The sequence below is a fragment of the Sphingobacterium sp. UBA5670 genome, assembly GCF_002420705.1.
Taxonomy (GTDB): Bacteria; Bacteroidota; Bacteroidia; order Sphingobacteriales; family Sphingobacteriaceae; genus Sphingobacterium.
Genome location: NZ_DIIM01000001.1, coordinates 43831 through 69941 on the forward strand (window position 1 = coordinate 43831; position 26111 = coordinate 69941).

A 26111-nucleotide genomic window follows, 5' to 3' on the forward strand; every position below is an offset into this window, starting at 1 on the left:
CGACATCATAAGAAATCCTAATGCGGAAGTGGCGTAATTGGTAGCCGCACCAGACTTAGGATCTGGCGCCGCGAGGCGTGGGGGTTCGAGTCCCTTCTTCCGCACTTAAAACTCCCGAGCTTAAAATCTCGGGAGTTTTTTTTAGCCCCATCTATTTCTAGCTAAACCGACCAATCGAACGGTTTTGTACAGGGATCACATTCAAATTTCAATACCTTACCCAAGCTTTTTGCCTTTTTTCCTTTTTTTACAAACACATAAGCTAAGTCCACATATTCTTCTACTTCAGTTCCACTTTCATCTCTACCTTTTACAATAACGGAATAATATTTTCCGTCCGGGTATTTCTTGAAATAAACCTCGTTAACAGTAATCTTTTTAGCTGGTTGATTATCACAGCAGCTACACCACAAAATAACAACGGGCTCTTTCTTAAGATATGCGACAGCAGTTTCTGCCTGCTTTTGCGTTAGCGCCTGAAGCTGGTCTGCCTTTGAAAATAAAGCGGTACATAGCAACAAAAGAAGAAAAATAGTCTTTTTCATATAAATAGTTTTAAGTTTGAAAGAACTTATAAGCAAAGACTATGCCTTTTGGCCGCAAAAATTAATAACTAGTTATCTTAAGAATGAAATGGTCGGTTATTTATTTCATAATGCTGGAGAATCGATTAAATTTGCTGAGCAATGATCTTAGGGATACGGTGATTTCTTAGCAGCACGAACATATTTACGCTCCGGTTACAAGAGCTTCTGCGCTGGAAAGCCCTTATAACCGGAGAACAAACGAATACTTTATTTTTCCCAAACTAATGCACTTGCGCCAAGAATAGCAGCATCAGCCTCTTCCAATTCACTAAAGACAAGTTTCACTTTGTTTCTAAACAAAGGAAAAAGGTTTCTTTCCATATGTAACTTTGCGGGTTTTAAAATAAAATCTCCAGCCTTAATTACTCCGCCAAAAAGCAGTATGGCTTCCGGAGAGGAAAACATCACAAAATTTGCCAATGCTTCACCTAGTTTCTGACCTGTATACCGAAATACTTCAATCGCTATTGCGTCACCTTGAAGTGCGCATTCATGAACTGTCTTCGAATTGATAGCATCTTCAGGATACTGGTTCAACATCGATTCTGGAAATTCAGCCCTCATTTTCTTGGCCGTAATTGTAATCCCTGTCGCAGACGCATAAGCTTCTAGGCTTCCTTCAGAGCCCGTGCTCCAATGTTTTCTTCCGCCAGGTTTAACAATAGTGTGTCCTAATTCTCCGGCGAATCCATCGTGCCCATAGATAAGCTTTCCTCCAGCGACAATTCCGCTTCCCACACCGGTTCCCAAGGTGATCATAATAAAGTCTTTCATTCCTCGCGCCGCCCCAAAGAGCATTTCACCATACGCTGCAGCATTAGCATCGTTGGTAATGGTGCAGGGAATATTAAACTTGGCAGTCATTAACTCACTAAATCGAATCACACCTTTCCAGGGAAGATTCGGCGCATGATCTATTGTTCCGGTATAATAATTCGCGTCAGGGGCACCAACGCCAATTCCATCAAAACTTTTTTCGCCACCAAACGTTTGAATTAACGGATAAGCTTTTTCATACAAAGCATCGATAAACTCTTCTACAGTCTCATAATCATCCGTTCTTATACTTCCTTTTTCAAGCACTTCTCCCCGATGGTTGACCACGCCGAATTTAGTATTGGTTCCACCGATATCTATGCCTAACGCGACGCGTTTTGATAAATCTATTAATGACATCTCTATTCCTTGTTTCTAAGTTCTAAAATTACTAAAAGATAATATTTTATGGGGAATAGACAAAATATTCTTGACGATTAATTACCCGGTTGCGTCTTTTAAGACCGTAGCTATTTTATAGTCCAGACACCACAGATCAGGAAAAGCTATGTAACTTTAAGGGGGTAATACATATTGTTTGCTCTATTAAAAAGGATAAAGGTAAGTTTATGACAGTGCCAAGCCATTAATTTTAGGAAAAAATATTTGTAGGAAATTCTATACATGTTGTGTCTCATAAATTTTATAGATAATCATGAAATTTACTTGTTGCTGAAACAGAATTTTCCGTCATTTGTGTAAATGATTTTTTTTGCGGCAGTAAAAAAATCGTCGCTAATTATTATTAACATGGTTAACACTAATTGAATTATTCAGAACAAATGACGCAGCGTTTCATATTTATAACATGCGCATATTCCATTAGTGTATTATAGAAGAAAATTCACACAACATTAAAACAACGATGAAAAAATTAACACTTGCCCTGGTTTTATTGGCTGGAGTCTGTACACAGCAAGCTACAGCACAAACAGCAGGCCCTGGGTCCGATAACGGGATCGACTTAAGCTTAATGGACAAATCAGTACGTCCACAAGATGACTTTTACAACTATGTCAGTGGAACATGGATGAAAACGGCTAAAATCCCTTCCGATAAACCGACTTGGGGAAGCTTCAATAAATTAGCAGAAGACACGGACAACAATTCCATGAAAATCCTGAACTCCCTGTTAAAGGAAAAATTTGCGGAAGGAAGTGAAGGCAAGAAAATACAGGATTTATATGCCTCTTATATGAACCTGCAAAAAAGAAATGCTGATGGAATCAAACCTATACAGAAAAATATCAGTAAAATCGACGCCATTAAAAACTTAAAAGACCTTCAGAATTATTTAACCTCAGTAACAAAAGAGGGCGAAAATAACTTCTATGGCTGGGGCGTATATGCAGATTTGAAAGACTCCAAAATGAATGCTGTCTATTTAGGCGATGCTTCTTTGGGCTTGGGAAGGGATTATTACCAAAAAGAAAATGAAAAGAATACCGAGGCTATAGCGGAATACCAAAAATATGTAGCTTCTATGTTAAAGGAGCTAGGTTACAAAAATGCTGATGCGGCTGCAAAGGGAATCGTAGACTATGAAAAAAGCATTGCAAAGACTTACCTAACCAATGAACAAAGCCGGGACAATACATTACAATACAACCCGCAGACTATGGCTGAACTATCTGCTCTAGTCAAAAATGTAAATCTACCGGAGTATCTAAACAAAGTTGGTGTCAATGCAGAAAAAGTGATTATTGGGGAGTTAGGCTATTACAAAAACTTTGACAAGTTAGTCAATGCAGCCCATCTTCCTGTTATCAAGGATTACTTAAAATTCCACTTGATCAACGGTAGTGCGTCTTATTTAAGTGAGAAATTAGGCGACATGAGATTTGCATTTTATGGCAAATATTTAAGAGGTCAACAAGAGCAGAGAGCATTAAATAAAAGAGGATTTGAACTTATTAACTCCACTTTAGGGGAAGCTTTTGGAAAATTATATGTTGAAAAGTATTTCCCTGCTGAAGCCAAGGCACAGATGGTAGAGTTGATTGACTATCTAAAGAAAAGTTTTGCCGTACATATTAACGACCTGACTTGGATGTCTGCTGTTACAAAAGGTAAAGCACTTGAAAAATTAAATAAATTTACTGTAAAAGTTGCCTATCCTGACAAATGGAAGGATTATTCTAAATTGAATATTCTATCGGAAAGCAAAGGTGGAAATCTGTATGCTAACCTTCAAAATATTACGACATGGCGATATGATAAGGATCTCGCTAAAATTGGGAAACCGGTTGATAAATCGGAATGGGGAATGACTCCGCAGACTGTTAATGCATATTACAATCCTGTAAACAACGAGATCGTATTCCCAGCAGCTATTCTTCAACCTCCATTTTTTAATCCAAAGGCCGATGCAGCAGTCAACTTCGGCGGCATAGGAGCTGTTATTGGCCATGAAATGAGCCATGGATTTGATGATTCTGGCGCTCAATTTGACGCTGATGGCAACTTGGTAGACTGGTGGACACCAGAAGACAAAGCTAATTTTGAAAAAGCAACGAAAACTCTTGCTGCTCAATATGATAAATATGAACCTGTAAAAGGAACTTTCGTCAACGGAACATTTACCAATGGTGAAAATATCGCCGATCTTGGCGGTGTAAACATTGCATATGATGCTCTTCAACTATATTTGAAAGACAAAGGAAACCCCGGTGAAATAAGTGGATACACACAAGATCAACGCTTTTTCCTTAGCTGGGCGACCGTCTGGAGAACTTTATCCAGTGAAAAATATATGGTCAATCAAGTTAAAACCGACCCGCATTCTCCCGGATATTTCAGAAGTTTCGGTCCATTGATCAACGTCGACGCTTTTTACAAAGCTTTTGATGTAAAACAGGGTGACAAACTGTACAAAACTCCAGAAGAAAGAATCAAAATCTGGTAACAAACTATATTGAAGGAGCTATCTCAATGTGCAGTACCCCTAAAAGTTAGACACTTTCTGGGTACATCCCACAAAAGGTTAGCTCCTTTTTTATTGCCTTGATTTTAATTCCTTCCTATGTGCTGGAGAGACCTCAAAAATAGCCTACTCCCCTATCGGATATGAGTTCCGGCATCCTACTTAAAATTTACTGAGAGCTTTTCATCTATGCTTAACTAAATCAATTTAGTATATTTATATTCATCTAAGAATAAACCAAGAAATATACGATGATAAGAACCAAAACCTTAATTTTTGCACTACTTCTGCTCTCTTTGAGCTGGCTTAGTGCAATTGCACAACATGCACAGCTTCCGACACCCTGGACGGAAATAGCCAAGCAGACAGAAGTACCACTCGCAGAATATCCCCGTCCTCAACTGGAAAGAAAAGAATGGCAATGTCTTAATGGTACATGGGATTATATTGGCGGAAAAGATGCTCCGGATGCCTTAAATCCATCGACATCAATTTCTTTTGATCACGCTAAAGAAAACATTCTCGTCCCCTACTGCCCCGAGTCTTACTTGTCCGGCGTACAACGCAAACAAGAAATTAATATGTGGTACAGTAAGAAATTTGACCTGCCCAAACAATGGAGAAATAAAGAAATTATACTTCATTTTGGCGCTGTCGATCACAACGCCACCGTATTTATAAATGACAAGAAAGTAGGGGTTCATGCAGGTGGTTATCATTCCTTTTGGTTCAACATCACGCCGTTTTTAAAAACAGGCCAGAATACACTTGTTGTTGCCGCACATGACAGCAATGATGGAAAATATCCTTCAGGTAAAAACGGTCCTCGAGGAGATTACACCTTTTCTTCTGGTATCTGGCAGACTGTATGGATCGAGCCCGTAAATAAAAATCATATCCAAAGCATAAAATTACTGCCTCAGCTTGTCGAGAAACAGCTAAAAGTGCAGGTCAACAGCATCAGTAAAGCTAAGGTTACAGCGATCGTTTCTGCTGAAGGAAAACAGCTTGCAAAGATGGTCTCACAATCTGGCACCGACTTTACCATTCCAATAGAAAATCCAAAACTTTGGTCTCCCGATTCCCCTTTTTTATACGATTTACAATTAAGCATTCATGACGGAAATGGCGTAGTCATCGACGAGGTCAAGAGCTATTTTGGAATGCGTGATGTGAGGTTGGGCAATGTAAACGGGATCATGAGACCACTATTGAATGGGCAATTTGTGATGCAGCTGGGTTTGTTAGATCAGGGCTACTGGCCTGACGGCATTTTAACAGCACCTACAGAAGAAGCCCTCAAACATGATATCGAATTCACCAAGAACGCCGGATACAATCTTATTCGTAAACACATGAAGACCGAACCACAACGGTTTTATTATTGGGCAGACAAAATGGGGCTGTTGGTCTGGCAGGATATGCCCTGTCTCTGGTATCCGGATGAAGATACAACAGTTTATCGAAAAGCCTTTCGCGATGAATATAAGGCTATCATAGATGAACATTATAATTCGCCCTCCATTGTTGCCTGGGTCCCTTTTAATGAAAACTGGGGTGCTTTCGATGTGAAAAATATAACCAACTGGACCAAACAGTATGATCCATCAAGGTTAGTAAACGGAAATTCCGGATTCAACAACAACCCGTCCTACCAAAAAGCCTATGGTGATCCGGGAAATGGCGACTTTGTTGATACACATATTTATGTTGGACCAAATGGAGCATCAGTACCAGATCAAAATCGGGCCGCCTCACTCGGTGAGTTTGGTGGTGTCGGCCTATTTGTCCGGGACCATATGTGGCCTGTCGAAAACAATGCTTATGCTTACGAGCCAACAATAGAAGCGCTCACTGATCGTTATATATTTCTAATGGACAATGTCGAGCAACTGGTGCGATACAAAGGACTGAGTGTAGCAATTTACACACAAACAACAGATGTGGAGCATGAAGTCAATGGTCTTTTAACCTACGACCGCAAAATGCAGAAAATGGTACTGAATAAGATTAGAGCAGTCAATCAGGCCGTTATTAAAGCGGGGAGCTCATTAAATGTACAAAACAAGGGAAATGACCCTTTGAAATAAATAATTTTCAAACGATTCTGCTTTTATTGCTGTTCTTCTTTCATTAAGGATCTAATGAAAGCGTATTAAAATCCCAGATTATTATGGCAAAATATTCAGAAAAAGCATCAGAGAAAGTCGAAAAAACGATGCATGAAATGAAAGAGGGAAAGTTAAAATCCGGTAGCGGAAAAAAGGTCACTTCAAAAAAACAGGCTATAGCCATTGGTTTATCCGAGGCCAGAAAAGAAGGCGCTAAAGTTCCTAAAAAGAAATCCTAGCAAGTAAATACTTGCTAGGATTTCTTTTTTTTCTGAAAAAGTTTATAAAGTATCTTCTAATTACAACAAAGACTCTTTCTTGTTCTTTTGATCGTAGGGATCTGACAATACCTTTTGGTCCTCTCCATCAATAAAATTTTGATTGATTTCCAATGGGGTATAAATATTAACGCTGCTGCCATTTCTCTTTTTAAGATAATACTGAATCTTGGTCGTGTCGATATTGCTCACATCCGAAGCAGTCCAAATCATTTGATGCCCCACAGCATCAATAGTTATTACGGTGTCGTTACCATGTGCTATAATTTTTTGCAGCCCTAATTCACTTTTTCGATCACCTTCTCTGGTTAATAAATGTATATTTCCTTCTTTATCAACCATCCGAATCTGTTGATTATTATTACATCCAACTAAGAGGATGAAACTAAACAGTGCAATTGGAAGGGCCGTCAGTATTATTTTCATATCGTTTGTTTTTCTAACATCATTGTATGTGTACTGACGAGACACAAAGATACTGCCAAAATATCTTCCATCATTTTGATAATCTACATTATTTTAGATTAGACTTATACAATACATAGTAGTGTTCCGAATATAAATTCCCTTTTATTTGGTAAATAATGATTTTTTCTGAACAAACCTCCGAATAAGCTGTGTGAAATAAACATTAAATTTATATCTTATTTTATTTTCGATTTTATTGCTAAACGACCAGCACTCTCTGCGGCGATCATCAATGCTGCCGCCAACATAATGATATCTTTCACCACCAACCTACCGGCGGCGGATAAATAAGGAAAACCGTAATTTGGCGAAGGGAAATCACCATCCAATTTGGGCACAAATGCTTCTGGTGTTGTAATTAGAAAAGAAAGTGTGACGAATGACATGATTACCGTCAATAAAGCTCCTAAAATCCCGATTTTAGGAAACCAGATACCAAGCAATGTCATCAAACCGATCACAATAATCACAAGGCCCAGCAGATACGAAAAGAAATATGTTCCGTTTTTTTGGTGCCAGGCAATATTTTTACGAACAACCTTGCCTTCTGGATTTTTGAAGATCTGATATTCTGGCACTAGCTTTCCATTATTATCCAAGGCTTGCTTTCCGGCATTGTGATAAAAGAAATTCATTACTGGACTATTGATCACAAAAGGAACGATGCCATCGGCTTCATATTGAAACGCCTTCAATCCTCCAATCCATGCCATCACAATAAAGATTGAAATTCTCATAAGGTTAGTCAAGGTATACTGTGACTGGGCTAATGTGCTTATTATTTTTTCCATAATATATCGCTTTGTTTAATACAAAACAAAACTAACCAATGAGATAAACGGGCAACATGGACAAATACCTCTATAACATAGACTTTTTGGCTACAATAGATAAACCGACTTGTTTTCGAAATTCCTTAGGAGATACACCGACCATCTTCTTGAAAAACCGGCTGAAATAAAATTCATCTTTATACTGCAACGCAGCAGCTATTTCTTTAATACTTCTGGAGCTCAGATGGAGCAGTCTTTTGCTTTCCAGAACAAGACGTTCCTGAATCAGTTTTGACGGCGATTTACCCCATTTCAATCTTACCTTTTTAGCAAATACCGCTGGACTTAAGCTGTAATTTTCAGCATAAAATGTAACCTCTTTATGTGCTATATAATTTTTTTCCAGAAGCTGCTCAAAATCATCAATAACATCCCTATAAGCCAACGTAGACTGTTGCAGATCATTTACAACCATCTTTTGCTTGCTTGCCAAGGCTAAAATAAGCTGCAGGTAGGTTTTTAAGAGTGACTGATCATAGGATGCTGGAGACATTTTTAGCCGATCTATTTTCTCCATAATAGCCATTATCTCCTCATAGAGTTCTGCTGTAAGCGCTACATTGGGTACCTGATATATATTGTTGAATAAAATACCATTGCAGGCCACTTCGTTTTTATGATATTCTATACAATAAAAATCTCCATGGAATTTTAGTATGTTGATGGTACGAGGTGAAGTCATCTCCAAACTAAACAATTGATAAGGAGACAAAAACAAAATATCTTTCGGATTAGCGCGGTAGGGAATTAGATCTACCGAAAAATGAGCTTCCTCTTCAAACAAAAGAATACAATACAACGGCTCACTGATCTCGAACTTCTCGACAAATAATACTAGTTTTTCAAGTAGGATAAAGGAAGGGTTCATATTATTAATTGAAGATATAAATTTTATTCATCGTGTCTCAAACTTCGTTTCAGATGATAAAACCTGAGTAGAATACTATCATACCATAAAGCGAACAGCAGCATGATCGCCGGTAATAACAATGTTTTCAATTCAAAATATTGAAATACAAAGCCGCCAATAATTCCACCGATAAAAAAACCACTAATAATCATTAACTTAAGAAAAATACTTTTGTGCAATTTCATTTTCTCAGCAATTTCCCGATAAGAAAACAACTGTGAAAACTCTATACCAAGGTCAGTAAACAATCCCGTCAAATGTGTTGTTCTAACAACTGATTGGGAAACCTTCGTGACTAAGGCATTTTGAAGTCCCATAGCAAAAAGAAGGGCGAATGAAATTAATGTTGAAAATGACCGCCCTATTTCGACAAAAGTAGGTAGCAGTCCCACGATAATTAAGATCATGGACTCTATACAAATTGGAACAACATAGGCGTTATGCGATTTCTTCTTTGAAGCCAATTCGACGATAAAACCTGAAAGGAATGCTCCCATTAAAAAGAAAGCTATATACAAGAGATAAATCAACGCCATTTTATAATTTAATAAAATCAATTGCTCTGAAAAAAAAGCGAAATGGCCTGTAACATTAGTCGTTAAGGTATTAACGGCAAGAACGCTTGTGATATTAACCAGCCCCGCAACACAGGATAAAATAGAAGCTAACTTTAAGTTATGCGCATAATTCCTTCCTCTCCCTTGGTGCCTAAACATTTGAATCGATCTTTATAAATTAGAGAAAATATTTATAAAAATATGAAAAATCACCCAACAGGGCTAGCTACTAGCCTAAAAAAAATAGCCAATTCCGGTCAGAAACTTTTAAAAAAAGTGGGGACCGCAAGATTTTGATAAATTGCTTTTGTAAGGTTCCGTGAAAAAAAACTTTTTAAAAAACTTTTCGGGCTATAAGAGACCAACAAAAGATCAATCTCCCCTTTTTCAACCATATAATCTATACAACGTGGTATAGGCATGTTGTAACCTAATCTATTGACTGCATTTTTTTCTAAATAATCGATCTGATCAAACGAAAATTTACTTGACAGTTTTTTTTGCCATTCCTCGATATCCTCCTGTTTTGGTGAAACATATTTTTGGGTGACATGCAACAGACTCAATTTGAAATTAGTCGACAATCGGGTTGTAAAACTACCCAATAAATCATATTCAGATTCCTTAAAATTGGTCAACAGGCCTACATTTAATAACTGAAACTTTGTGAAAGTAATGGGTATTGCCAATACACCAATTGGACTCTTCTTTATCAAGGCGAAGGTATTACTTCCTAAAAACGCTTTTTTTATCATTCCTTTGCCTTTGGCCCCCATCACGATAAAGGTATATTCCTGTTGAGGCAATAAATCCAATACGGTTTTTATCAGGTCTCCAGGTAAACATAGCATTTCACAGCTGAGGTTTGGAAATGCATTGTCTAAACGTGTACGCCATTCCTCAAGCAGACTTTCGGCCCGCTCCTTCTGGGAAATAAACGCTGGATGTTCAAGCTGGATGTTGATATTGTCTTTAATTGTACTTGAATAGATATGCAGAAGCTGGACTCTCCAATTAAATTCTTGTGCCAAATATGAGGCATAGGTAATAGCAGTCCATGAATTTTCAGAAAAATCGGTTAGTACGAGAATTGTCTTGTTCATAAATGTTTTGCAGATAAATCAGCGAGATTGTTTATTTAAAAACAACGATAAGAATCAGAAGTTTTTTAAAAGACAATTTTAGCAGGATGAAAGTATAGTTTCGTTAAGTTGACGGCAAGTAGATTGAAAACAGCACTATAGGCTTAAAACCCCTTGGTAGACGCAGTTTTTCAACAATCATAAAATAAAAAAGGTTTTCAAACGGGGAGAATGAAAACCTTAAATAACCAATTATAAACCTAAATTATGATACTACGAATATAGGCATCAAAAATTAAAAAACAAAATAAACTACTAAAAAAGTAGACTTTTTTTTCAGGGAATGAGGACAGCCCTTCCTTTGATCTTGCTATTTCGCATTCGATCATAAACCTCATTAGCCTGATCAAGTTTAAATTGTTCGATTTCGATGTGAATTTTCTTCTGTCTAGCCAATCCAACGACTTCCATAAGTTCCACACGAGACCCCCAATACGGGTTTGTCATACTCACACCGAATGGAAGTCCAGCCATATTATATTGGTAATGGCCCCCACCTAATCCGACTATTGTTAAATCACCATCCAAACCCACCACCTTTGTTCCCAGTTCAATGGTTGATGTTGCTCCCACAAAATCAAGAACAACTTTTGCCTTTTTTATACCAGTTATCGTGTTAATCTGAGCGGCTGCGTTGTCATCCTTAGAGTTGATCACGTGAGCAGCCCCCAGTTCCTTCGCGAAAGCTAATTTATCATCAGTGACATCACATGCGATAATTGTACTCGCACTTACCTCATTTAATATTTGAAGAGCGACGTGCCCCAATCCGCCCACACCAATCACAACGACATACTCATCTGCGGTTAATTTTCCGATCGACCTTTTAATAGCGGAATAAGGAGTCAGTGCTGCGTCGGTCAATGGAGCGGCAACAACTGGATCAAGATCGTAAATCGGTACCAATAAACGCGAGGATGGAACCAGCATATATTCAGCCATGCCCCCATCTAGGCCCAGCCCTCCTCCATAAGCCATTTCAGACTGATGATCACAATAATTTTCCTTCGATTGCTGACAAGGTTTACAATGACCGCATCCCCAAGGACCATAAACTAACACTGCATCTCCTTTCTTATACCCTTTTACATCCGAGCCCACTTCTTCTATCCAACCTGCATTTTCATGTCCTAGCGTAAATACCGTACCAACAACAGTCCCCTCATCTATAATGTGAAGATCGGAATGGCAAACACCAGCCCCACCAATTTTTAGTAATACTTCATCGCCTTTAGGAATTGGCTTCTCTAGATCATTGACAACACGGACGTCCTTATGTCCGAAAAATCGTACTGCTTTCATAATAAAAAAAATTAGTTGACTAATAGAAATACAAACAACACCGATATATGTTTGAACCACCAAGTATTCAACCAGGTTCAACTTTCCAACCTAGTTAATGGTCAAGAAGGTTCCGAGCAAAAGATATTGATGTATTTTTATATGGAAACATTACTGTAAATGATATAGACAGTCATTTTTCAATAATTGTAACAATATTAGATAAACTTTAAAAATTCCACACCTAAATTGTTTGTATCATTTTTAAAGTTTAATTACATTTGCTTCAAGGATGCAAGGAAAATTCCATCAATATTTGTTCGGCTTACTGTGCGCAATACTTGTCAGTTTTGGCTGGTACTGCGCTTCAACACCAAATAATTATAATCCGTCCTACAGTCTTCATGCTGTTAAGCACTTCGATAGAGAGGTCAAAAGTGGGTATGATGAAATCGAAGTCATTCGTAAAACTAAACCTCATCCACATGAAAAACTAAGGGCTTATTTTTCAGAAAATGATAATGAAAATGATGAGGCTGGAAGCGATTCCAATAGCCCGAATTTATTAGCACTATCTGAAAATGATTTTGGAAATTTAAATTCCTTTATCCATCCCCAATTTCATAATACGCGCACAGCTATTTCGCTTGCGAATTCCAACCAGCTTACTTCACGAAAAAACGCGCTCTATATCCATTACAGTGTCTTCAGGCTGTGATTTTTAACTAGTTTTTTAAAAAAACATCAAAAATAGCTTTCAAAGCTTTTGAAAGCTAGTCACACTATTGTTCAATTTTTCGAAAAAATTATTAAAAAACGATTATCATGGTCATGAAAAGCTTCATGTATATAAGCCTGTGCCTTATTATTCTATCTACGAGCTGCCAGTCAGAGAAAAATGACAAAAAGGAAGCTGCAGTTTTTAACGTTACTTCTCCCTTAGTCAAAGATACATTGGTCAACAAAGACTATGTTGCGCAGATCCGTTCAATCAACCATATTGAATTACGAGCACAAGAAAAAGGGTACATTCAATCTATATTTGTCGATGAAGGGCAATTGGTTCAAAAAGGACAACCTTTATTTAAAATAATGCCAAACCTTTATGAATCTGATGTTAACCGTGCAAAAGCCGAGGTCAAATATGCAGAGATCGAATACCAAAACAGCAAAAATCTTTCAGAAAAGGATATTGTAGCTCCTCAGGAAACTGAAATGGCGAAAGCAAAATATGAAAAAGCCAAAGCAGAACTTGCATCCATGAATACGCACCTCAGATTTACCGATATCGTGGCACCATTTTCAGGTATCGTCGGTAAACTGCATGTCCGCAAAGGTAGTCTTGTTGATGAAGGTGAGTTGATTACTGAACTTTCCGATAATAGCAAAATGTGGGTTTACTTCAATGTACCAGAGGCAGAATATCTCAACCAGATGGAAGCCAAAAAGGACAACAGTCCAATGCATGTTCGATTAAATTTGGCTAATGGGAAGCAATTCAATCAAGACGGTATCGTTGAAACAATTGAATCAGACTTCAATAATGAAACTGGGAATATTGCCTATAGAGCGACATTTCCGAATCCAAAAGGATTGCTTCGCTATGGAGAAACAGGAAATATTGTTATCACATCGCCCTATACTAATGCCCTTATGATACCACAGAAGGCCACATTTGAGGAGCTGGAAAAGAAATATGTATATGTCATCACAAAAGATAATAAAGTAAAAGCAAGAGAAATAAAAGTTGCTGCCGAGCTGCCACACATCTATGTTGTTTCTTCGGGGTTGAATAAAGACGAAAAAATTCTGCTGAATGGACTTCGTATGGTACAAGAAAACCAGACAATCGAATCAAAGTACCAAACTCCCGAAAAAGTAATGTCAAATCTAGATCTGTATGCAGAGTAATTAAAAAGCAACGTTATGTTTAAAAAAGTAATACATCGACCGGTATTTGCTATTGTCATATCGGTTGTCATCCTATTTATCGGCGGCCTAGCGATAAAACAGCTTCCGACCGAACAATTTCCAAAAATTGCACCAACGACTGTTGCAGTTTCCATTGCCTATCCGGGAGCAAGTGCTGACGTGCTCGTCAAATCCTCCCTAATTACGTTAGAAAATGCGATCAATGGCGTCCAGGGCATGCGCTATATAGCGACAGATGCAACCAGTGCCGGTGAGGCAACCGTCAACGTTATCTTTGATCCCGGAACTGACCCCAACGATGCCGTCGTACTGGTGAAGACCAGAGTAGATCAGGTTATGCCCCTCTTACCCGAGCTCGTACAAAAAGAAGGGGTCGTTGTAAATCCCATTCAGCCCAGTATGCTGATGTATGTCAACCTTTACAGCACCAATAAAAGCATGGATGAGAAGTTTCTGTACAATTATGCTACAGTAAACATCATTCCCGAAATCAATCGTATCCATGGAATCGCCAAATCGCAAATCTTAGGTAGCCGGAGATATGCCATGCGCGTCTGGCTGAATCCTGACCGCATGCGTGCATACAGCCTATCTGTTGATGAAGTGATGAAAGCGATAAGCGAGCAGAGCATTATCGGCCGGCCTGGACGTTTGGGACAGAGTTCAGGTATCGCCGCACAATCACTTGAATATGTGCTAACCTATAAAGGGCAATATAACAAACCGGAGGAGTACGAAAACATAATCATCCGCGCAAATGCTGATGGAGAAAACATTAAGCTGAAAGACGTTGCCAAAATCGAACTGGGCAGTGAGTTTTTTGATATATACTCCAACTTGGACGGACACCCTTCGGCATCTATTGTCTTAAAACAAAACTACGGCAGTAATGCAAATGACGTCATCAAAGATGTAAAAGCAAAACTAGCTGAAATGAAAGGCAACTTCCCTCCCGGCATAGACTACAAAATCAGCTATGACGTATCCCAATTCTTGGATGCATCAATCGAACAGGTGATGCACACCTTACGGGATGCCTTTATCCTGGTTGCCATTGTCGTTTTTATTTTCCTTGGCGACTGGCGTTCAACATTAATCCCCATCATTGCCGTTCCCGTATCCCTAATCGGTACATTCTTTGTCATCCAATGGTTCGGTATGTCGATCAACCTGGTCACACTCTTTGCATTGGTCCTCGCTATCGGGATTGTGGTAGACAATGCCATTGTCGTGATTGAAGCCGTACATGCTAAGATGGAAGAAAGTGCAATATCCCCCTATAACGCAGTGAAGGAAGTAATGGCCGAAATTGCAGGTGCTATTATCGCTATTACCGCGGTTATGGTAGCTGTATTTATCCCTATTTCCTTTATGACGGGACCCGTTGGAACATTTTATCGTCAATTTTCGATTACCATGGCGAGTTCCATTGTAATTTCTGCTATAGTAGCGCTTACGCTCACGCCCGTGCTTGCAGCAATGTTACTTAAGAACAACCATGGAAAACCCAAAAAATCAAATATATTCACCAGATCACTCGATCTTTTCAACAATACTTTCGATAAGATAACAGGTAAATATGCCAGCTTCCTTCGAAAAATCGCGAGCCGCAGAGTGATCACATGGAGCATCTTAATAGCTTTCTGTGCGGGGATTTTTGTGATCAATAAAACACTTCCCGGAGGTTTCATTCCAAGTGAAGACCAGGGAACAATATATGCCATCATCCAGACTCCTCCGGGATCCACCTTGGAACAGACCAATAAACTCTCTCGGGAACTTCAGAAGATCTGTCAGGGCGTAGATGGTGTAGAATCTGTCTCTTCGTTGGCTGGCTATGAAATCATGACTGAAGGCCGAGGTTCAAATGCAGGGACATGCCTTATCAACCTAAAGACCTGGGGTGAGCGAGAGCACTCTGTTAAAGAAATCATGGAAGAACTTGAAGAAAAATCAAAAAACCTAGGTGCTACGGTTGAGTTCTTTGAACCACCTGCTGTTCCCGGATTTGGATCCTCTGGTGGTTTCTCCATGCGCTTGTTGGACCTCAATAGAACGACGGACTACCAGGACTTTGATAAGGTCAATAAAGCTTTTATTGCTAATCTCAAGAAACGCAAGGAACTAACCGGAGTCTTCACCTTCTTCGCGGCCAATTACCCGCAATATGAGTTGGTATTTGACAATAATGCTGCCATGCAAAAAGGAGTTTCCATTGGCAAAGCGATGGACAACCTCAACATCCTCATCGGCAGTACTTACGAACAAGGCTTCATCCGCTTTGGGCAGTTCTTTAAGGTATATGTACAATCATCGCCTGAATTTAGAAGATTGCCTTCCGATATCATGAATCTCTATGTCAAAAACGACCACGATCAGATGGTTCCTTATTCAGCCTTTATGAGTTTGAAAAAAACACAGGGACCAAATGAGATTACACGCTACAACATGTATAACTCGGCTGCCATCCGTGGTCTTCCGGCAAATGGCTATACAACAGCAGATGCCATCCAAGCGATCAATGAAACAGCGCTCAAAACCTTACCGCATGGCTATAAAGTCGCATGGGAAGGCCTTTCTTATGATGAGGCTCAACGCGGGAATGAAGCCATTTACGTTTTCTTAGTCGTATTGGTATTCGTATATCTCGTGCTCGCTGCACAATACGAAAGTTTTATCATTCCATTTGCAGTACTCCTCTCGCTACCTGTCGGTGTATTCGGATCATTTTTCTTATTAAAAGCAATGGGCCTTGAAAATGACATCTATGCACAAGTAGGTTTGATTATGATTATTGGCTTACTTGGTAAAAATGCGGTGCTTATTGTAGAATTTGCGGTTAAGCGGCGCCAGGCTGGAGATAGCATATTAGAGGCCGCAATCGAGGGCTCAAGGGCTCGTTTCAGACCGATTTTGATGACTTCCTTTGCCTTTATAGCGGGACTTGTACCCCTCGTTTTTGCTAGCGGTGCAGGTGCGATCGGAAACCATACCATAGGTGCCTCTGCTTTGGGCGGTATGCTGGTCGGAACAATTTTTGGCGTTATCGTCATTCCGGGACTCTATTACATTTTTGCAAAATTGGCCGATGGAAGAAAAATGATCCAGGCCGAAGACGACTCACCTTTAAGCGAAGACATGATACATTATGAATAAGAATAGATTATATCACTATACAGGTTTCGCACTTTTCTTACTTAGTTTGGCATCCTGCAAACCCTTAGAAATAAAACAGCGTACTGAAAATAGAGCCGTACCCGAAAAATATGGCTATGCTGACAGCGACACAGCAAATACAGGAAAAATAAAATGGAACAACTATTTCAATGATCCTAACTTACAGACATTGATAGGCCAGGCCTTGGCCAATAATCAGGAGCTTCATATTATCCTTCAAGAAATTGAAATTGCCAAAAATGAGGTCAATGCCAAGAAAGGTGAATATTTACCTTCCGTAGGTGTAAAGGTTGGTGCTGGTGTCGATAAAGTGAGCCGATACACCAATATTGGAGCAATGGAAAAGAATACCGAGATCGAACCTGGACGGGAAATGCCTGAACCCTTATTTGATTTTGGCGTTGGTCTACAAGCACAATGGGAAACAGATATCTGGGGTAAACTGCACAACGCCACTAAGGCTCAACTGCAGCGATATTTAGCCAGCGTGGAAGGTAAAAATTTCATGGTAACACACCTGATCTCCGAAATAGCGGATTCTTATTATGAACTGCTGGCACTAGACAATGAACTGCTGGTCATCAATGAAAATGTAAAGATTCAAAATGATGCCTTGGTTGTTGTGAATGACCTGAAAAAAAATGCGCGTTCCAATAAGCTAGCAGTCAAAAGATTCGAAGCGCAGATTTTGAAAACACAAGGTATGCAATATGATATTAAGCAGAAAATCACGGAGACAGAAAATAAAATCAATTACCTCGTAGGTAGGTTCCCGCAGCCGGTTCAAAGAGACCAAGCCTCCTTTGACAAGCTTGTTCCTCAAACCGTCTACACAGGTATTCCCTCGGAGCTATTAGAAAACAGACCCGATATTAAACAGGCGGAGTATGAACTCGCAGCTTCCAAGCTGGACATAAAATCGGCTAAGGCCCGCTTTTACCCCTCACTAGATATTGCTGCTGGTGTAGGGTTTCAAGCCTTTGATCCAACTTACCTCATTAAGCCGGAATCATTTCTGTCTTCGCTCGTTGGAGAACTCACTGCACCCCTGATCAATAAACGAGCAATCAAAGCGGCTTATTATAACGCCAACGCACGACAAGTACAAGCTGTCTACCATTATGAGCAAACGATACTGGGGGCATATATAGAAGTGGCAAACCAGCTCTCCAAAATTAAAAATCTGGAAAATGGTCTGGATATTAAGACCAAAGAAGTGGATGCATTAAATGAATCTATTGGTATTTCTAATGATCTATTTAAATATGCACGTGCCGATTATATGGAAGTTCTGTTAACGCAACGTGATGCATTGGAGTCCAAATTTGAGCTTGTTGAAAAGAAAGTCAACCAACTCAAAGCAAGTGTAGCGATATACCGATCGCTAGGCGGTGGATGGGACCATCAGTAGTACGCTTTTAATTTTAGTTTTTATATGTTGGGGACTTATCATGTGATAAGTCCCTTTTTATTTTAACAATATACCTATTCCACAACAATCTCTTTAATTTTCTCATTTCCATAGAATATTGGAAAATACATCAATTCAGCTTTTGCTGGATTGACCGTATAGGTCCCTGTAAATCGAGGTAAGAGTTCTATTTCAAAGGTATGCGTACCTTTTCCTAATTTATTGCAGAAAATGACAACACGATCTTTGAAATGTTCACGGTGTGCCTCCATCCTAAAGTATCCATTTGATTTGCTCTCATAAGAACAGCCTGCCGGGATAGGGACTTCTATCTGTACGTACTCAGCTTCACCAGTCAATGTTACCGCTGCTTCAAGTTTTACTGGTTTTCCTTCTTTCAGTGTTGCTGCTGTAGCTCCATTCTCTTTGAATCGAGTTTCAACGACAAGTCCCTTTTCTTTTTCTACAGCTGGATTGGGATTCCAAAAATTTTGATAAGCCGTCACAAAAGCTGGCCCCGTCCCTTCTTTCCTTACCTTAATTTGTTCATCGGACGTAAAAGTCTGTGTGTATGGAAATTTAGTAATCCGTTTGCCATTGATGACCATCACAGGTTGCTGGAAAGATTCTCCAGCTTTCAACAAATCGGGTAAAATACGCCGTATAATACGGGAAGATTCATAAATGTTGCTCCAACGATTGTTTTGACGCTGCGCAAAGAAGTAATTGCGAATGTTCTCCAGATCCGCTTCATGTCCTCCGATTGATTTTAGAACACTATAAGCCAGTAATGTATTTTCTGTATTCGTTTCTGTAGGACGTGGAAATAACACTTCTTTTTCTGCGATGACACCCGAGGTCCAATACAATCCGCCTAAAATTGTTTTTGAAGCGTATTTCAGCACACTGTCAGCAGCATGTACATCAGCAATTCCAAGTTTAGAAATCAAAAGATACCGCAGCAATTTATCCTTAGTAGATTTGCTCTTCAGCTTGGCATCAATTTCATTGAAATAATGTCTATAATCGGCCTTCGGATCCAAACGGTTTAAGAAAACAAGGGAGCCAAACAGATTCTCTTTAGCCGTTTGAAGTTTATCTTTATCCAACAGAAGATCTAAAGAAGCAAGGCTATTTTTTAGTAGTGCCTGTTCACGTTCGGTATAGTATGCTTTATCGAGCACCACCTGGTAACCTGCCTCCTCGGCATCAAGCAGTACGCTTATAACATAGTTACTAATCCACGACACCGTTTCACTCTTATCCCACCATCCCCAGCCTTGGGCAGTATTTTTGTTCTTTTGAAGTTCTTTTAAAAGACTGATGATCTTTTTATCTTCTTCAAAAGGTTTCCCAACTAATTTGGCCAGCTCTTTCTTTGAAAGGAGGGCACTCAATTTAGAAGCCATCTGTTCATTACAGAGATATTTATAACGATCGATGGATTCTATTTCACGTTGTAAAAATTCGAGTGAACTTGCCTCGGCATGCACCGTAATTTCGCCTAATGCCGGTGAAGTTTTTAACAGGTATTCGGCTGTACTATTGAGTACTTTAAAATCACCTTCATGTTGTTCAAGTCCTTTTTCAAAGATCGGAATACTCCGTTTTTCACCATCAAAATACCCATTGGAAAGACCTATCGAATAGGAAAGCTGAAGGCTGTCCCCCTGATTGGCTAGCACCGCTATCGGGTCCCGATATGATTTAGCGATTCTCAAAGACGCTTCTTGCGACGCCAATCCATTGTTTATGGTTCGTGCGACTTGCAAACTATCGCCTAGGTAGTTGACAATGCGTCCCATAGCCGTAAATTGATCGCCACGGACAGCAAAGCGTGGCGTTGCCAGATGTGCCGAAACAGCCTTAAAAGATTTAATGCTTAATTCCTTGGTGTCTGCAAAATTTTTCGCTCCCTTGGCTATAAAAAACGTCCGCCAATTGGTAATATCATCCGGATAGGTCGCTTCAAAACTAGCTTTCCCCTCAGCATCAGTCGTCAGTTTAGGTTGCCAAAAAGCATCGTCGTGAAAGTTTACACGCATGGTATTTCCAGCTTCTAAATAGGGCATCTCAACTGCACCTTTTGCCCCAACAGAAGTTCCTGATTTGGTCTGTATCATAATCACTCCATTGGCAGCCCGCGATCCGTACAAGGAGAGCATGGATTGATCTTTTATTGTATTTATTGATGCAATGGAAGATGGATCTAAGCTCGTGATATCCCCTTCAAAGGGAACTCCATCCACTAAAATCAGAGGTTTTGCATTCGCGGTTGTGCTAACAGCTCCCCGGATAGTAACTCCTGGAACTGCTCCCTGCAACAGGGATACTGTTCCCATGTCCATATTAGCACTGATAGATTTCGTTGAGAGAGTCAACGATTTCTTTCGCTGTACCCCATAACCTACGACAACAACCTCATCCAATTGGTTTTCGGAAGGCTTTAATTCCACGAAATAATCATTTCCTCTTGAAACCTCGATCGTTGCTGTATTATATCCCAAAGCAGCTATTTCCAACCTTGTGTTTCTATCGCCAGATAGCTCAAATTCTACACTGCCGTCAAAACTAGCGAAATACTGTTTTTTCGAACTCAGATCAACAATTTTAGCTCCGATTAATGGTGTATCACCATCATAAATCAAAAGTCTGGTGTGCCCATCATCCCTTCTTTTCGTCCTAAAATCGACTTTGTCTATTTTTTTGACACGCAGAGCCAGCTCCTGCTCATGCTGAACAGAATCCCGCAATGGATTATCAACCGTACGTACAATAATTTCATCCCGCACTAGTTTGTAAGCTAATCTCGCTGCATTCGATGTTATGTTCCACTGGATGGAGTCCAGTCTAAGGTAATTCATCCCATTTGCTTTTAGCTTCATAGGTAAACTAAAGGCAGTCGAATCATTTTCTACAATATGTAAAATAACATCGTCGACAGGAAGATCGCCGAAATTACGTTGCCCACCATAAAACAAACGGAAATACATTCTATCTTCCGCTTTGGTCGGTTCAATAAAGATCAATGTGGGAAGAATGGCTTGACCAGCGATATCTTTGCCTAAGTTTACGCTTAGTTTAAATACCGGAGCTTTTAACTCTTTTTTGACTGTGGCAAATTGGGCCGTCCCGCTGCTATTTTGCATTGCTTCCCTAAATTTACTCTCCACATTTTCTTTGATATCCGTCAATGACAACACTTTCGCATTAAAATCTAAATTCGGTATAAAATCATACAGATCCTGCCGAATAAAATTAGCGTCCCAACTTTTCTGCTTTTGATAATTTTTATAAAGCGTGTACTGATAACCGCCTTCAATCTCAAATCGTCCAATTTTTGTAGTATCAACCGTTAAAGTCGCTATTTTAGATACTCCATTATACATTTCTGTCCGAGGAAATGGTCCCACCAATACGGGGACAGGAACCTGTGTCCGTAATCGACTATCGTAAGTTGATCTTTTCACCGGATTTAAGTAATAAAGATCTCCGGCTGTCTGTATATAGGCCGGCAATTCAACCAGTGCACCGTTATTTGGCAGCTGCCATGCACCAAAATTATTCGTTACCGAAATTAACTGACGATTCAACTCAGCCACTTCTGTATCGTAGAGCTTTCCAACCTCTTTTTTAGGCAACACACGAGTCAAAATCTGTCCCTTCCTGAGGGTTTTATCTGCATAAATAAAACTTATGGTATCCTGTGATGCATTAAAAGAAACAATTATTTTTTTTCCTTTCTCCACAAAATACCCACGCACATGAATATCTCTGTCCTTTGTCCTAAATCGAAAATCGTGCTGTCCGGGATAAACCTCAAAAATATTATTTTCATTTTGCTGGCCTTGCTTTGCGTAAGTCAACACACCATCTACCCATACTAAATGTACCCCTTGAACCGCACCATTGACAACAATATAGGGTGATATCTGGCTTCTGACATCATTAAGAGGCAAAGACTCCTGATAATAATCTTTCGGAAACAAAAACCGATAAAAAGCCATCGTGTCCAATTGCATTACTTTCGACCATTTCGCCCAATTTTGAAAAGCGCTCTGATGAGATTTACTATCGTCGTCCAGCTCAAAATTGAGATTTTGTACCACCTTTGCACTCCGCATTAGCCCACCAATAGGAATATTGGGTGCATTAGCCGATTTAAACTTGGATGTAAAACCATATGCTGTGATATCGACATCTTTCAATGGTTTACCGTTTTTATCGGTAACGGAAAGCTCCACAGGAGTCTTTTGTCCAGGATATACGGTCGTTGCTGTATTGACGGCTAAGTTTAAATTTTTCTCTATGAAAGGTAGTTCTTCACGAATAACTTTCGAACGCCCTCCAAAAAGATAGCTGAGCTCCAGACTGTATCCTTCTTTTCCTCGCGCTAAAAATTCATGGCTCAATTTGGTATCATACCCCGAAGCGACCATACGATTAGCCCTATAGACCCGATACCAAAATGGAATCGCAGCAGGATTATTGACATGTAATATGACAGAATCTACTGTTCGATAAAATCGATAATTCAATTGTGCTTGCTGCTCCTCTTTTAAATAAGTCACTTTAGTCAAGCCATTCGACTTAACGACGATTTCTGACGCTTGCCAAGAGACTGGCATCACCTGCGGCAAACTCAAATGTTCAGTTTTCAGTACCTCATCATTTTCACCCAATAGCTGAATTTGCGCATCACTGGCTTTCTCGATCCCCCTTTCAAAATACTTCAACTCAGCCTGACCATCCCGAACTGCAATACGAATTTCCTTTTCGCTATTTAAGACATTAAGATTAAGCCGCCGCTCATGTCTTTCATTATCCGAACTTAGATAAGTACCAATCACTTGAAAAGATAATCCAATATCTGCCGGAAAAATTGAATCCGGCAACACAATCTCTTTTTCGGCCACATCGGCAAGGGATACCGTAGTTTGCCACAGTGTATCGGGGATAAAATTTACCCGATTGGCTTTCATGCTAGGGTCAAAAAGCGGACTTGTCACAACACGCAAATCTACTTTACCGTCATAAATCGGCATTTCATTTTCGTTGACAGCTTTTAGCTTTAGCCTTATGCTGTCCCCCTTTGCATAATCCGTATTCCGCGACGTCATGCTAAAAGTAAGACTTTTGAGTTCATAGTCTTCATAACGAAAATACTGTTGATAAAGAATCTCTTTACTTTTTGTGGACGCTAATGAGATACCATAATGTCTATCCAGAATAAGTCCAAGGCCTTTCAGATCAAAAGCAAAATTGTACATCCCGGGACGATAAGGAGCCAGTTTCGCCAATACGGTGTCTTTCGCATAGCCATAACCACCTGTTAAACGTACCGCTACTGAATCCCGATACGGTTTTCCTTGATCTTTCTCAAGGTAAGCTTTAAATTTTACGTTCTCATTTGGTTTATACATAGGCTTGCTAAAAACCATAAAGCTCTCCGTATTCCGACGCTCTTTTTTATGGAAGATTCTTTTGATCCTAAATTTAGTTCGGAGCCAGTGATTTTTTAGTCCTTTCCAGAACGAAGTCTTCTCGCTGTATGGCCATCCTCTCTCCACGCTCAGGTAGTGATATACTCCCCTATGCTCAATGCTGACAATATCTTCATCACGCGCATTCGATGCCTTATAATAACGCAGTTTCTTATCGTATGACATTTTATGACCGTTCACTGTTAGCCGTGCATCATTTATAATCGTTCCCAATGAATCGTATAAACAAATGGCAAACATTTCTGTCGGGATACTTTTGACATAAAGATCGTCACTAACCAATTCCTGGTAGATGAGTTCACTCCCCCTAGCTACGACCCGGACGTAATTACCTCGTGGCAAGGTGGGCTGCGGATCGCCCACTTTATAATTAAGAAAAAGTTCGTTAAGCATGGTTTCATCGAATTTTTCCTCTTCCAGGTGAATTTTTCTTAAAATTTCGGGACTCAACTTATAAATGTAATATTCAGAAGATCCACGCTGGCTATTGAGCAACGTTGATTGTCCAAAAAGAGTTACTGAATAAATAACAGCTAAAACACTAACAATAATTGACTTCCATTTCATAACTAAGATACTGGCTAAATTCATTTAAAAATAGATAAATTAACTTAAAGCCAAGCACTAGATTTCTTTCACCCAGCACCTCAACTTTCATGCAGGGATGCAAAGAATATCAAAATTCCATAATCGAAAAAAGAAAAAAAATCACAATTTCAAACGGCCTTTGATCGAATTGATTACAGCTGTATCAGATGGAAAATCGCCGGCGCCAGAACCAGTTGAACGATTGATCAAAGGTGGTTCTTCCCCATATAACGTATCACGGGCAACAATGACTTTCTTATCAAGATCGACATAGCTAACAATATAGTTTCGTTGATAAGCTTTATCTTTCTGTCCGATCTTGTTGACATATTCCCCTTTTTCCTTCATATCCATAGCGATCATAACAATACCTTTTACACCCTCGCCAGGATAATTATCAGCTGTGCCCAATGCTTCATTCCATTTACTTTTATAAGTTACCCCTAAATTGTCTGTACCGCCATTTTCCAACACTAAACAATTCGTTCCCCAATTTAATGCAGCTAATTGAACTGGATATTTATTGATAGCGGTATGATCGCCAAAATCAGCTAAAATTCTGGAAGATAATTGTTCTGTTTTTGTTTGATCCTCTTCCATATCACCCAATACGCTGTTCGCCCAAATACCGATAGCAATTGCTGCAACCAATACAAGTCCAACGACGATGAATATTGCCTTTTTATGTTTCATATCTCAATATTATTTAGTTAACTATCAACCAAATATACACAGGCTATCGGCTCAGTTCTCTACTATTTACAATTCGCTCGACCTGCTTTATTATTTGCTGCAACTGTCTCAATAAGCGCAATCTGGTCTAGTGCAAGGCAGTTGATGGAAACTGAATCCATCTTGCATCCATTTTTTTGATCATAAACGAATAAACCTTCCATAACTACTGACAAATAGCTGTCACTAACCGGTATTATCTTTGTTAAACCTGAGCAGGAAAAGAAATACCAAACAAAAAACAATTCCAGAGCAAAGGCTATTAGTAGGATAACAAATCGAATTTTAAACCATTACAGTAGAAAACATGGACACGTTACAACAATTAAAATCAGAGTTAGCGAGTGAGTATCAAATCACAAAAAACTTTATCGCACTTTTTCCTGAAGGCAAGAATGAATATGCCCCACATGAAAAAAGCATGAAGATGATGCGTCTAGCAACTCACTTAGTCGAAGTTTTCGAATGGCCAAGTACCATTTTAAAAACTTCCGAACTTGATTTTGCAAAAGGAGGTTATGTACCGACAAGTCTATCAACAAGAGAGGACCTGTTAAAAAAGCTCGATGAAGATTATGAAGCTGGAAAAACAGCTTTGGAAGGAGCTACAGAAGAGGACTTGATCCCAAGCTGGACCATCAAAAATGATGGCCATGATTTGGCGAGCTGGAGCAAATATGAAGCTATTCGCCATTCGTTAAATCAGATTACACACCATAGGGCACAGTTGGGTGTTTATTATAGACTCAATGACATTCCTCTACCTGCAAGTTATGGACCTTCTGCAGATTCACAGAATTTCTAAAAGACGAGCTGCCCGAATGAAAATACGACATCTATATGTCGTGTTTTCATTTTATT

18 protein-coding genes and 1 tRNA gene are annotated in these 26111 nt (G+C 39.4%); 9 read left to right on the top strand and 10 right to left on the bottom strand.

What is annotated here, in order from left to right; genetic code table 11:
• Positions 1 to 22 precede the first annotated feature (22 nt).
• Positions 23 to 104, top strand: a tRNA-Leu gene (locus B3C94_RS00185).
• 57 nt (positions 105 to 161) lie between these two features.
• On the opposite strand, the gene B3C94_RS00190 is transcribed toward B3C94_RS00185, so the two are convergent.
• Positions 162 to 545, bottom strand: a complete 384-nt coding sequence (locus B3C94_RS00190; RefSeq protein WP_293897265.1) for a hypothetical protein — start codon at positions 543 to 545, stop codon at positions 162 to 164.
• 249 nt (positions 546 to 794) lie between these two features.
• Complete coding sequence (locus B3C94_RS00195) at positions 795 to 1763, bottom strand: ROK family protein (protein WP_293897267.1); 969 nt, start codon at positions 1761 to 1763, stop codon at positions 795 to 797.
• Between the two features lie 505 nt (positions 1764 to 2268).
• On the opposite strand from B3C94_RS00195, the gene B3C94_RS00200 reads away from it, so the two are divergent.
• From B3C94_RS00200 to B3C94_RS00210, 3 genes are all read left to right on the top strand, one after another.
• Entirely contained in the window at positions 2269 to 4308 is a 2040-nt protein-coding gene (locus B3C94_RS00200; protein WP_293897268.1) for a M13 family metallopeptidase, read from the top strand.
• 269 nt (positions 4309 to 4577) lie between these two features.
• The gene (locus B3C94_RS00205) at positions 4578 to 6416 is read left to right on the top strand and encodes a glycoside hydrolase family 2 protein (RefSeq protein ID WP_293897270.1); all 1839 of its coding nucleotides are present in this window, start codon (positions 4578 to 4580) and stop codon (positions 6414 to 6416) included.
• A gap of 83 nt (positions 6417 to 6499) precedes the next feature.
• Complete coding sequence (locus tag B3C94_RS00210) at positions 6500 to 6676, top strand: DUF6496 domain-containing protein (protein ID WP_200815687.1); 177 nt, start codon at positions 6500 to 6502, stop codon at positions 6674 to 6676.
• A 60-nt stretch (positions 6677 to 6736) separates the two neighbouring features.
• Here the strand turns inward: B3C94_RS00210 and B3C94_RS00215 are convergent, their stop codons facing one another.
• From B3C94_RS00215 to B3C94_RS00240, 6 genes are all read right to left on the bottom strand, one after another.
• On the bottom strand, positions 6737 to 7141 hold the full coding sequence (locus tag B3C94_RS00215; RefSeq protein WP_293897275.1) for a hypothetical protein: 405 nt from the start codon (positions 7139 to 7141) through the stop codon (positions 6737 to 6739).
• Between the two features lie 218 nt (positions 7142 to 7359).
• A complete protein-coding gene (locus B3C94_RS00220) occupies positions 7360 to 7974 on the bottom strand; it encodes a DUF417 family protein (RefSeq protein ID WP_293897277.1) in 615 nt (204 codons plus the stop codon).
• Between the two features lie 70 nt (positions 7975 to 8044).
• Positions 8045 to 8884 (bottom strand): helix-turn-helix domain-containing protein, encoded by an 840-nt coding sequence (locus B3C94_RS00225; protein ID WP_293897279.1) that lies wholly within the window; start codon positions 8882 to 8884, stop codon positions 8045 to 8047.
• 23 nt (positions 8885 to 8907) lie between these two features.
• Positions 8908 to 9642: a YoaK family protein gene (locus B3C94_RS00230; protein ID WP_293897281.1), complete on the bottom strand. Its 735-nt coding sequence runs from the start codon at positions 9640 to 9642 to the stop codon at positions 8908 to 8910.
• A 98-nt stretch (positions 9643 to 9740) separates the two neighbouring features.
• The gene (locus tag B3C94_RS00235) at positions 9741 to 10586 is read right to left on the bottom strand and encodes a universal stress protein (protein WP_293897283.1); all 846 of its coding nucleotides are present in this window, start codon (positions 10584 to 10586) and stop codon (positions 9741 to 9743) included.
• Positions 10587 to 10901: 315 nt separating this feature from the next.
• Positions 10902 to 11927 carry an NAD(P)-dependent alcohol dehydrogenase gene (locus tag B3C94_RS00240; RefSeq protein ID WP_293897285.1) on the bottom strand — a complete coding sequence of 342 codons (1026 nt, stop codon included), beginning with the start codon at positions 11925 to 11927 and terminating at the stop codon, positions 10902 to 10904.
• A gap of 271 nt (positions 11928 to 12198) precedes the next feature.
• On the opposite strand from B3C94_RS00240, the gene B3C94_RS00245 reads away from it, so the two are divergent.
• The 4 genes from B3C94_RS00245 (at position 12199) to B3C94_RS00260 (ending at position 18426) form a co-directional block, all read left to right on the top strand.
• Positions 12199 to 12624: a hypothetical protein gene (locus B3C94_RS00245; RefSeq protein WP_293897287.1), complete on the top strand. Its 426-nt coding sequence runs from the start codon at positions 12199 to 12201 to the stop codon at positions 12622 to 12624.
• Positions 12625 to 12731: 107 nt separating this feature from the next.
• Positions 12732 to 13817 (top strand): efflux RND transporter periplasmic adaptor subunit, encoded by a 1086-nt coding sequence (locus B3C94_RS00250; RefSeq protein ID WP_293897289.1) that lies wholly within the window; start codon positions 12732 to 12734, stop codon positions 13815 to 13817.
• A gap of 15 nt (positions 13818 to 13832) precedes the next feature.
• Entirely contained in the window at positions 13833 to 16994 is a 3162-nt protein-coding gene (locus tag B3C94_RS00255) for an efflux RND transporter permease subunit (RefSeq protein ID WP_293897291.1), read from the top strand.
• On the top strand, positions 16987 to 18426 hold the full coding sequence (locus tag B3C94_RS00260; protein WP_293897293.1) for a TolC family protein: 1440 nt from the start codon (positions 16987 to 16989) through the stop codon (positions 18424 to 18426). The genes B3C94_RS00255 and B3C94_RS00260 overlap by 8 nt, the downstream gene beginning before the upstream one ends.
• 74 nt (positions 18427 to 18500) lie before the next feature.
• On the opposite strand, the gene B3C94_RS00265 is transcribed toward B3C94_RS00260, so the two are convergent.
• Together B3C94_RS00265 and B3C94_RS00270 are read right to left on the bottom strand one after the other, a co-directional pair.
• Positions 18501 to 24521 (bottom strand): alpha-2-macroglobulin family protein, encoded by a 6021-nt coding sequence (locus B3C94_RS00265; protein WP_293897295.1) that lies wholly within the window; start codon positions 24519 to 24521, stop codon positions 18501 to 18503.
• Positions 24522 to 24638: 117 nt separating this feature from the next.
• A complete protein-coding gene (locus B3C94_RS00270) occupies positions 24639 to 25211 on the bottom strand; it encodes a hypothetical protein (protein WP_293897297.1) in 573 nt (190 codons plus the stop codon).
• Positions 25212 to 25557: 346 nt separating this feature from the next.
• Here B3C94_RS00270 and B3C94_RS00275 point away from each other — a divergent pair, with 346 nt between their 5' ends.
• Positions 25558 to 26055, top strand: coding sequence for a DinB family protein (locus B3C94_RS00275; RefSeq protein WP_293897299.1), 498 nt, complete (start codon positions 25558 to 25560; stop codon positions 26053 to 26055).
• Positions 26056 to 26111 lie beyond the last annotated feature (56 nt).

Excerpts from the sequence above, each read along its gene's own strand:
- B3C94_RS00240 (WP_293897285.1), bottom strand. The coding sequence starts at position 11,927 with ATGAAAGCAGTACGATTTTTCGGACATAAGGACGTCCGTGTTGTCAAT.
- B3C94_RS00200 (WP_293897268.1), top strand. The coding sequence starts at position 2,269 with ATGAAAAAATTAACACTTGCCCTGGTTTTATTGGCTGGAGTCTGTACA.
- B3C94_RS00255 (WP_293897291.1), top strand. The coding sequence starts at position 13,833 with ATGTTTAAAAAAGTAATACATCGACCGGTATTTGCTATTGTCATATCG.
- B3C94_RS00190 (WP_293897265.1), bottom strand. The coding sequence starts at position 545 with ATGAAAAAGACTATTTTTCTTCTTTTGTTGCTATGTACCGCTTTATTT.
- B3C94_RS00220 (WP_293897277.1), bottom strand. The coding sequence starts at position 7,974 with ATGGAAAAAATAATAAGCACATTAGCCCAGTCACAGTATACCTTGACT.
- B3C94_RS00250 (WP_293897289.1), top strand. The coding sequence starts at position 12,732 with ATGGTCATGAAAAGCTTCATGTATATAAGCCTGTGCCTTATTATTCTA.
- B3C94_RS00225 (WP_293897279.1), bottom strand. The coding sequence starts at position 8,884 with ATGAACCCTTCCTTTATCCTACTTGAAAAACTAGTATTATTTGTCGAG.
- B3C94_RS00210 (WP_200815687.1), top strand. The coding sequence starts at position 6,500 with ATGGCAAAATATTCAGAAAAAGCATCAGAGAAAGTCGAAAAAACGATG.
- B3C94_RS00230 (WP_293897281.1), bottom strand. The coding sequence starts at position 9,642 with ATGTTTAGGCACCAAGGGAGAGGAAGGAATTATGCGCATAACTTAAAG.
- B3C94_RS00215 (WP_293897275.1), bottom strand. The coding sequence starts at position 7,141 with ATGAAAATAATACTGACGGCCCTTCCAATTGCACTGTTTAGTTTCATC.
- B3C94_RS00270 (WP_293897297.1), bottom strand. The coding sequence starts at position 25,211 with ATGAAACATAAAAAGGCAATATTCATCGTCGTTGGACTTGTATTGGTT.
- B3C94_RS00245 (WP_293897287.1), top strand. The coding sequence starts at position 12,199 with ATGCAAGGAAAATTCCATCAATATTTGTTCGGCTTACTGTGCGCAATA.
- B3C94_RS00235 (WP_293897283.1), bottom strand. The coding sequence starts at position 10,586 with ATGAACAAGACAATTCTCGTACTAACCGATTTTTCTGAAAATTCATGG.
- B3C94_RS00265 (WP_293897295.1), bottom strand. The coding sequence starts at position 24,521 with ATGAATTTAGCCAGTATCTTAGTTATGAAATGGAAGTCAATTATTGTT.
- B3C94_RS00195 (WP_293897267.1), bottom strand. The coding sequence starts at position 1,763 with ATGTCATTAATAGATTTATCAAAACGCGTCGCGTTAGGCATAGATATC.
- B3C94_RS00260 (WP_293897293.1), top strand. The coding sequence starts at position 16,987 with ATGAATAAGAATAGATTATATCACTATACAGGTTTCGCACTTTTCTTA.
- B3C94_RS00275 (WP_293897299.1), top strand. The coding sequence starts at position 25,558 with ATGGACACGTTACAACAATTAAAATCAGAGTTAGCGAGTGAGTATCAA.
- B3C94_RS00205 (WP_293897270.1), top strand. The coding sequence starts at position 4,578 with ATGATAAGAACCAAAACCTTAATTTTTGCACTACTTCTGCTCTCTTTG.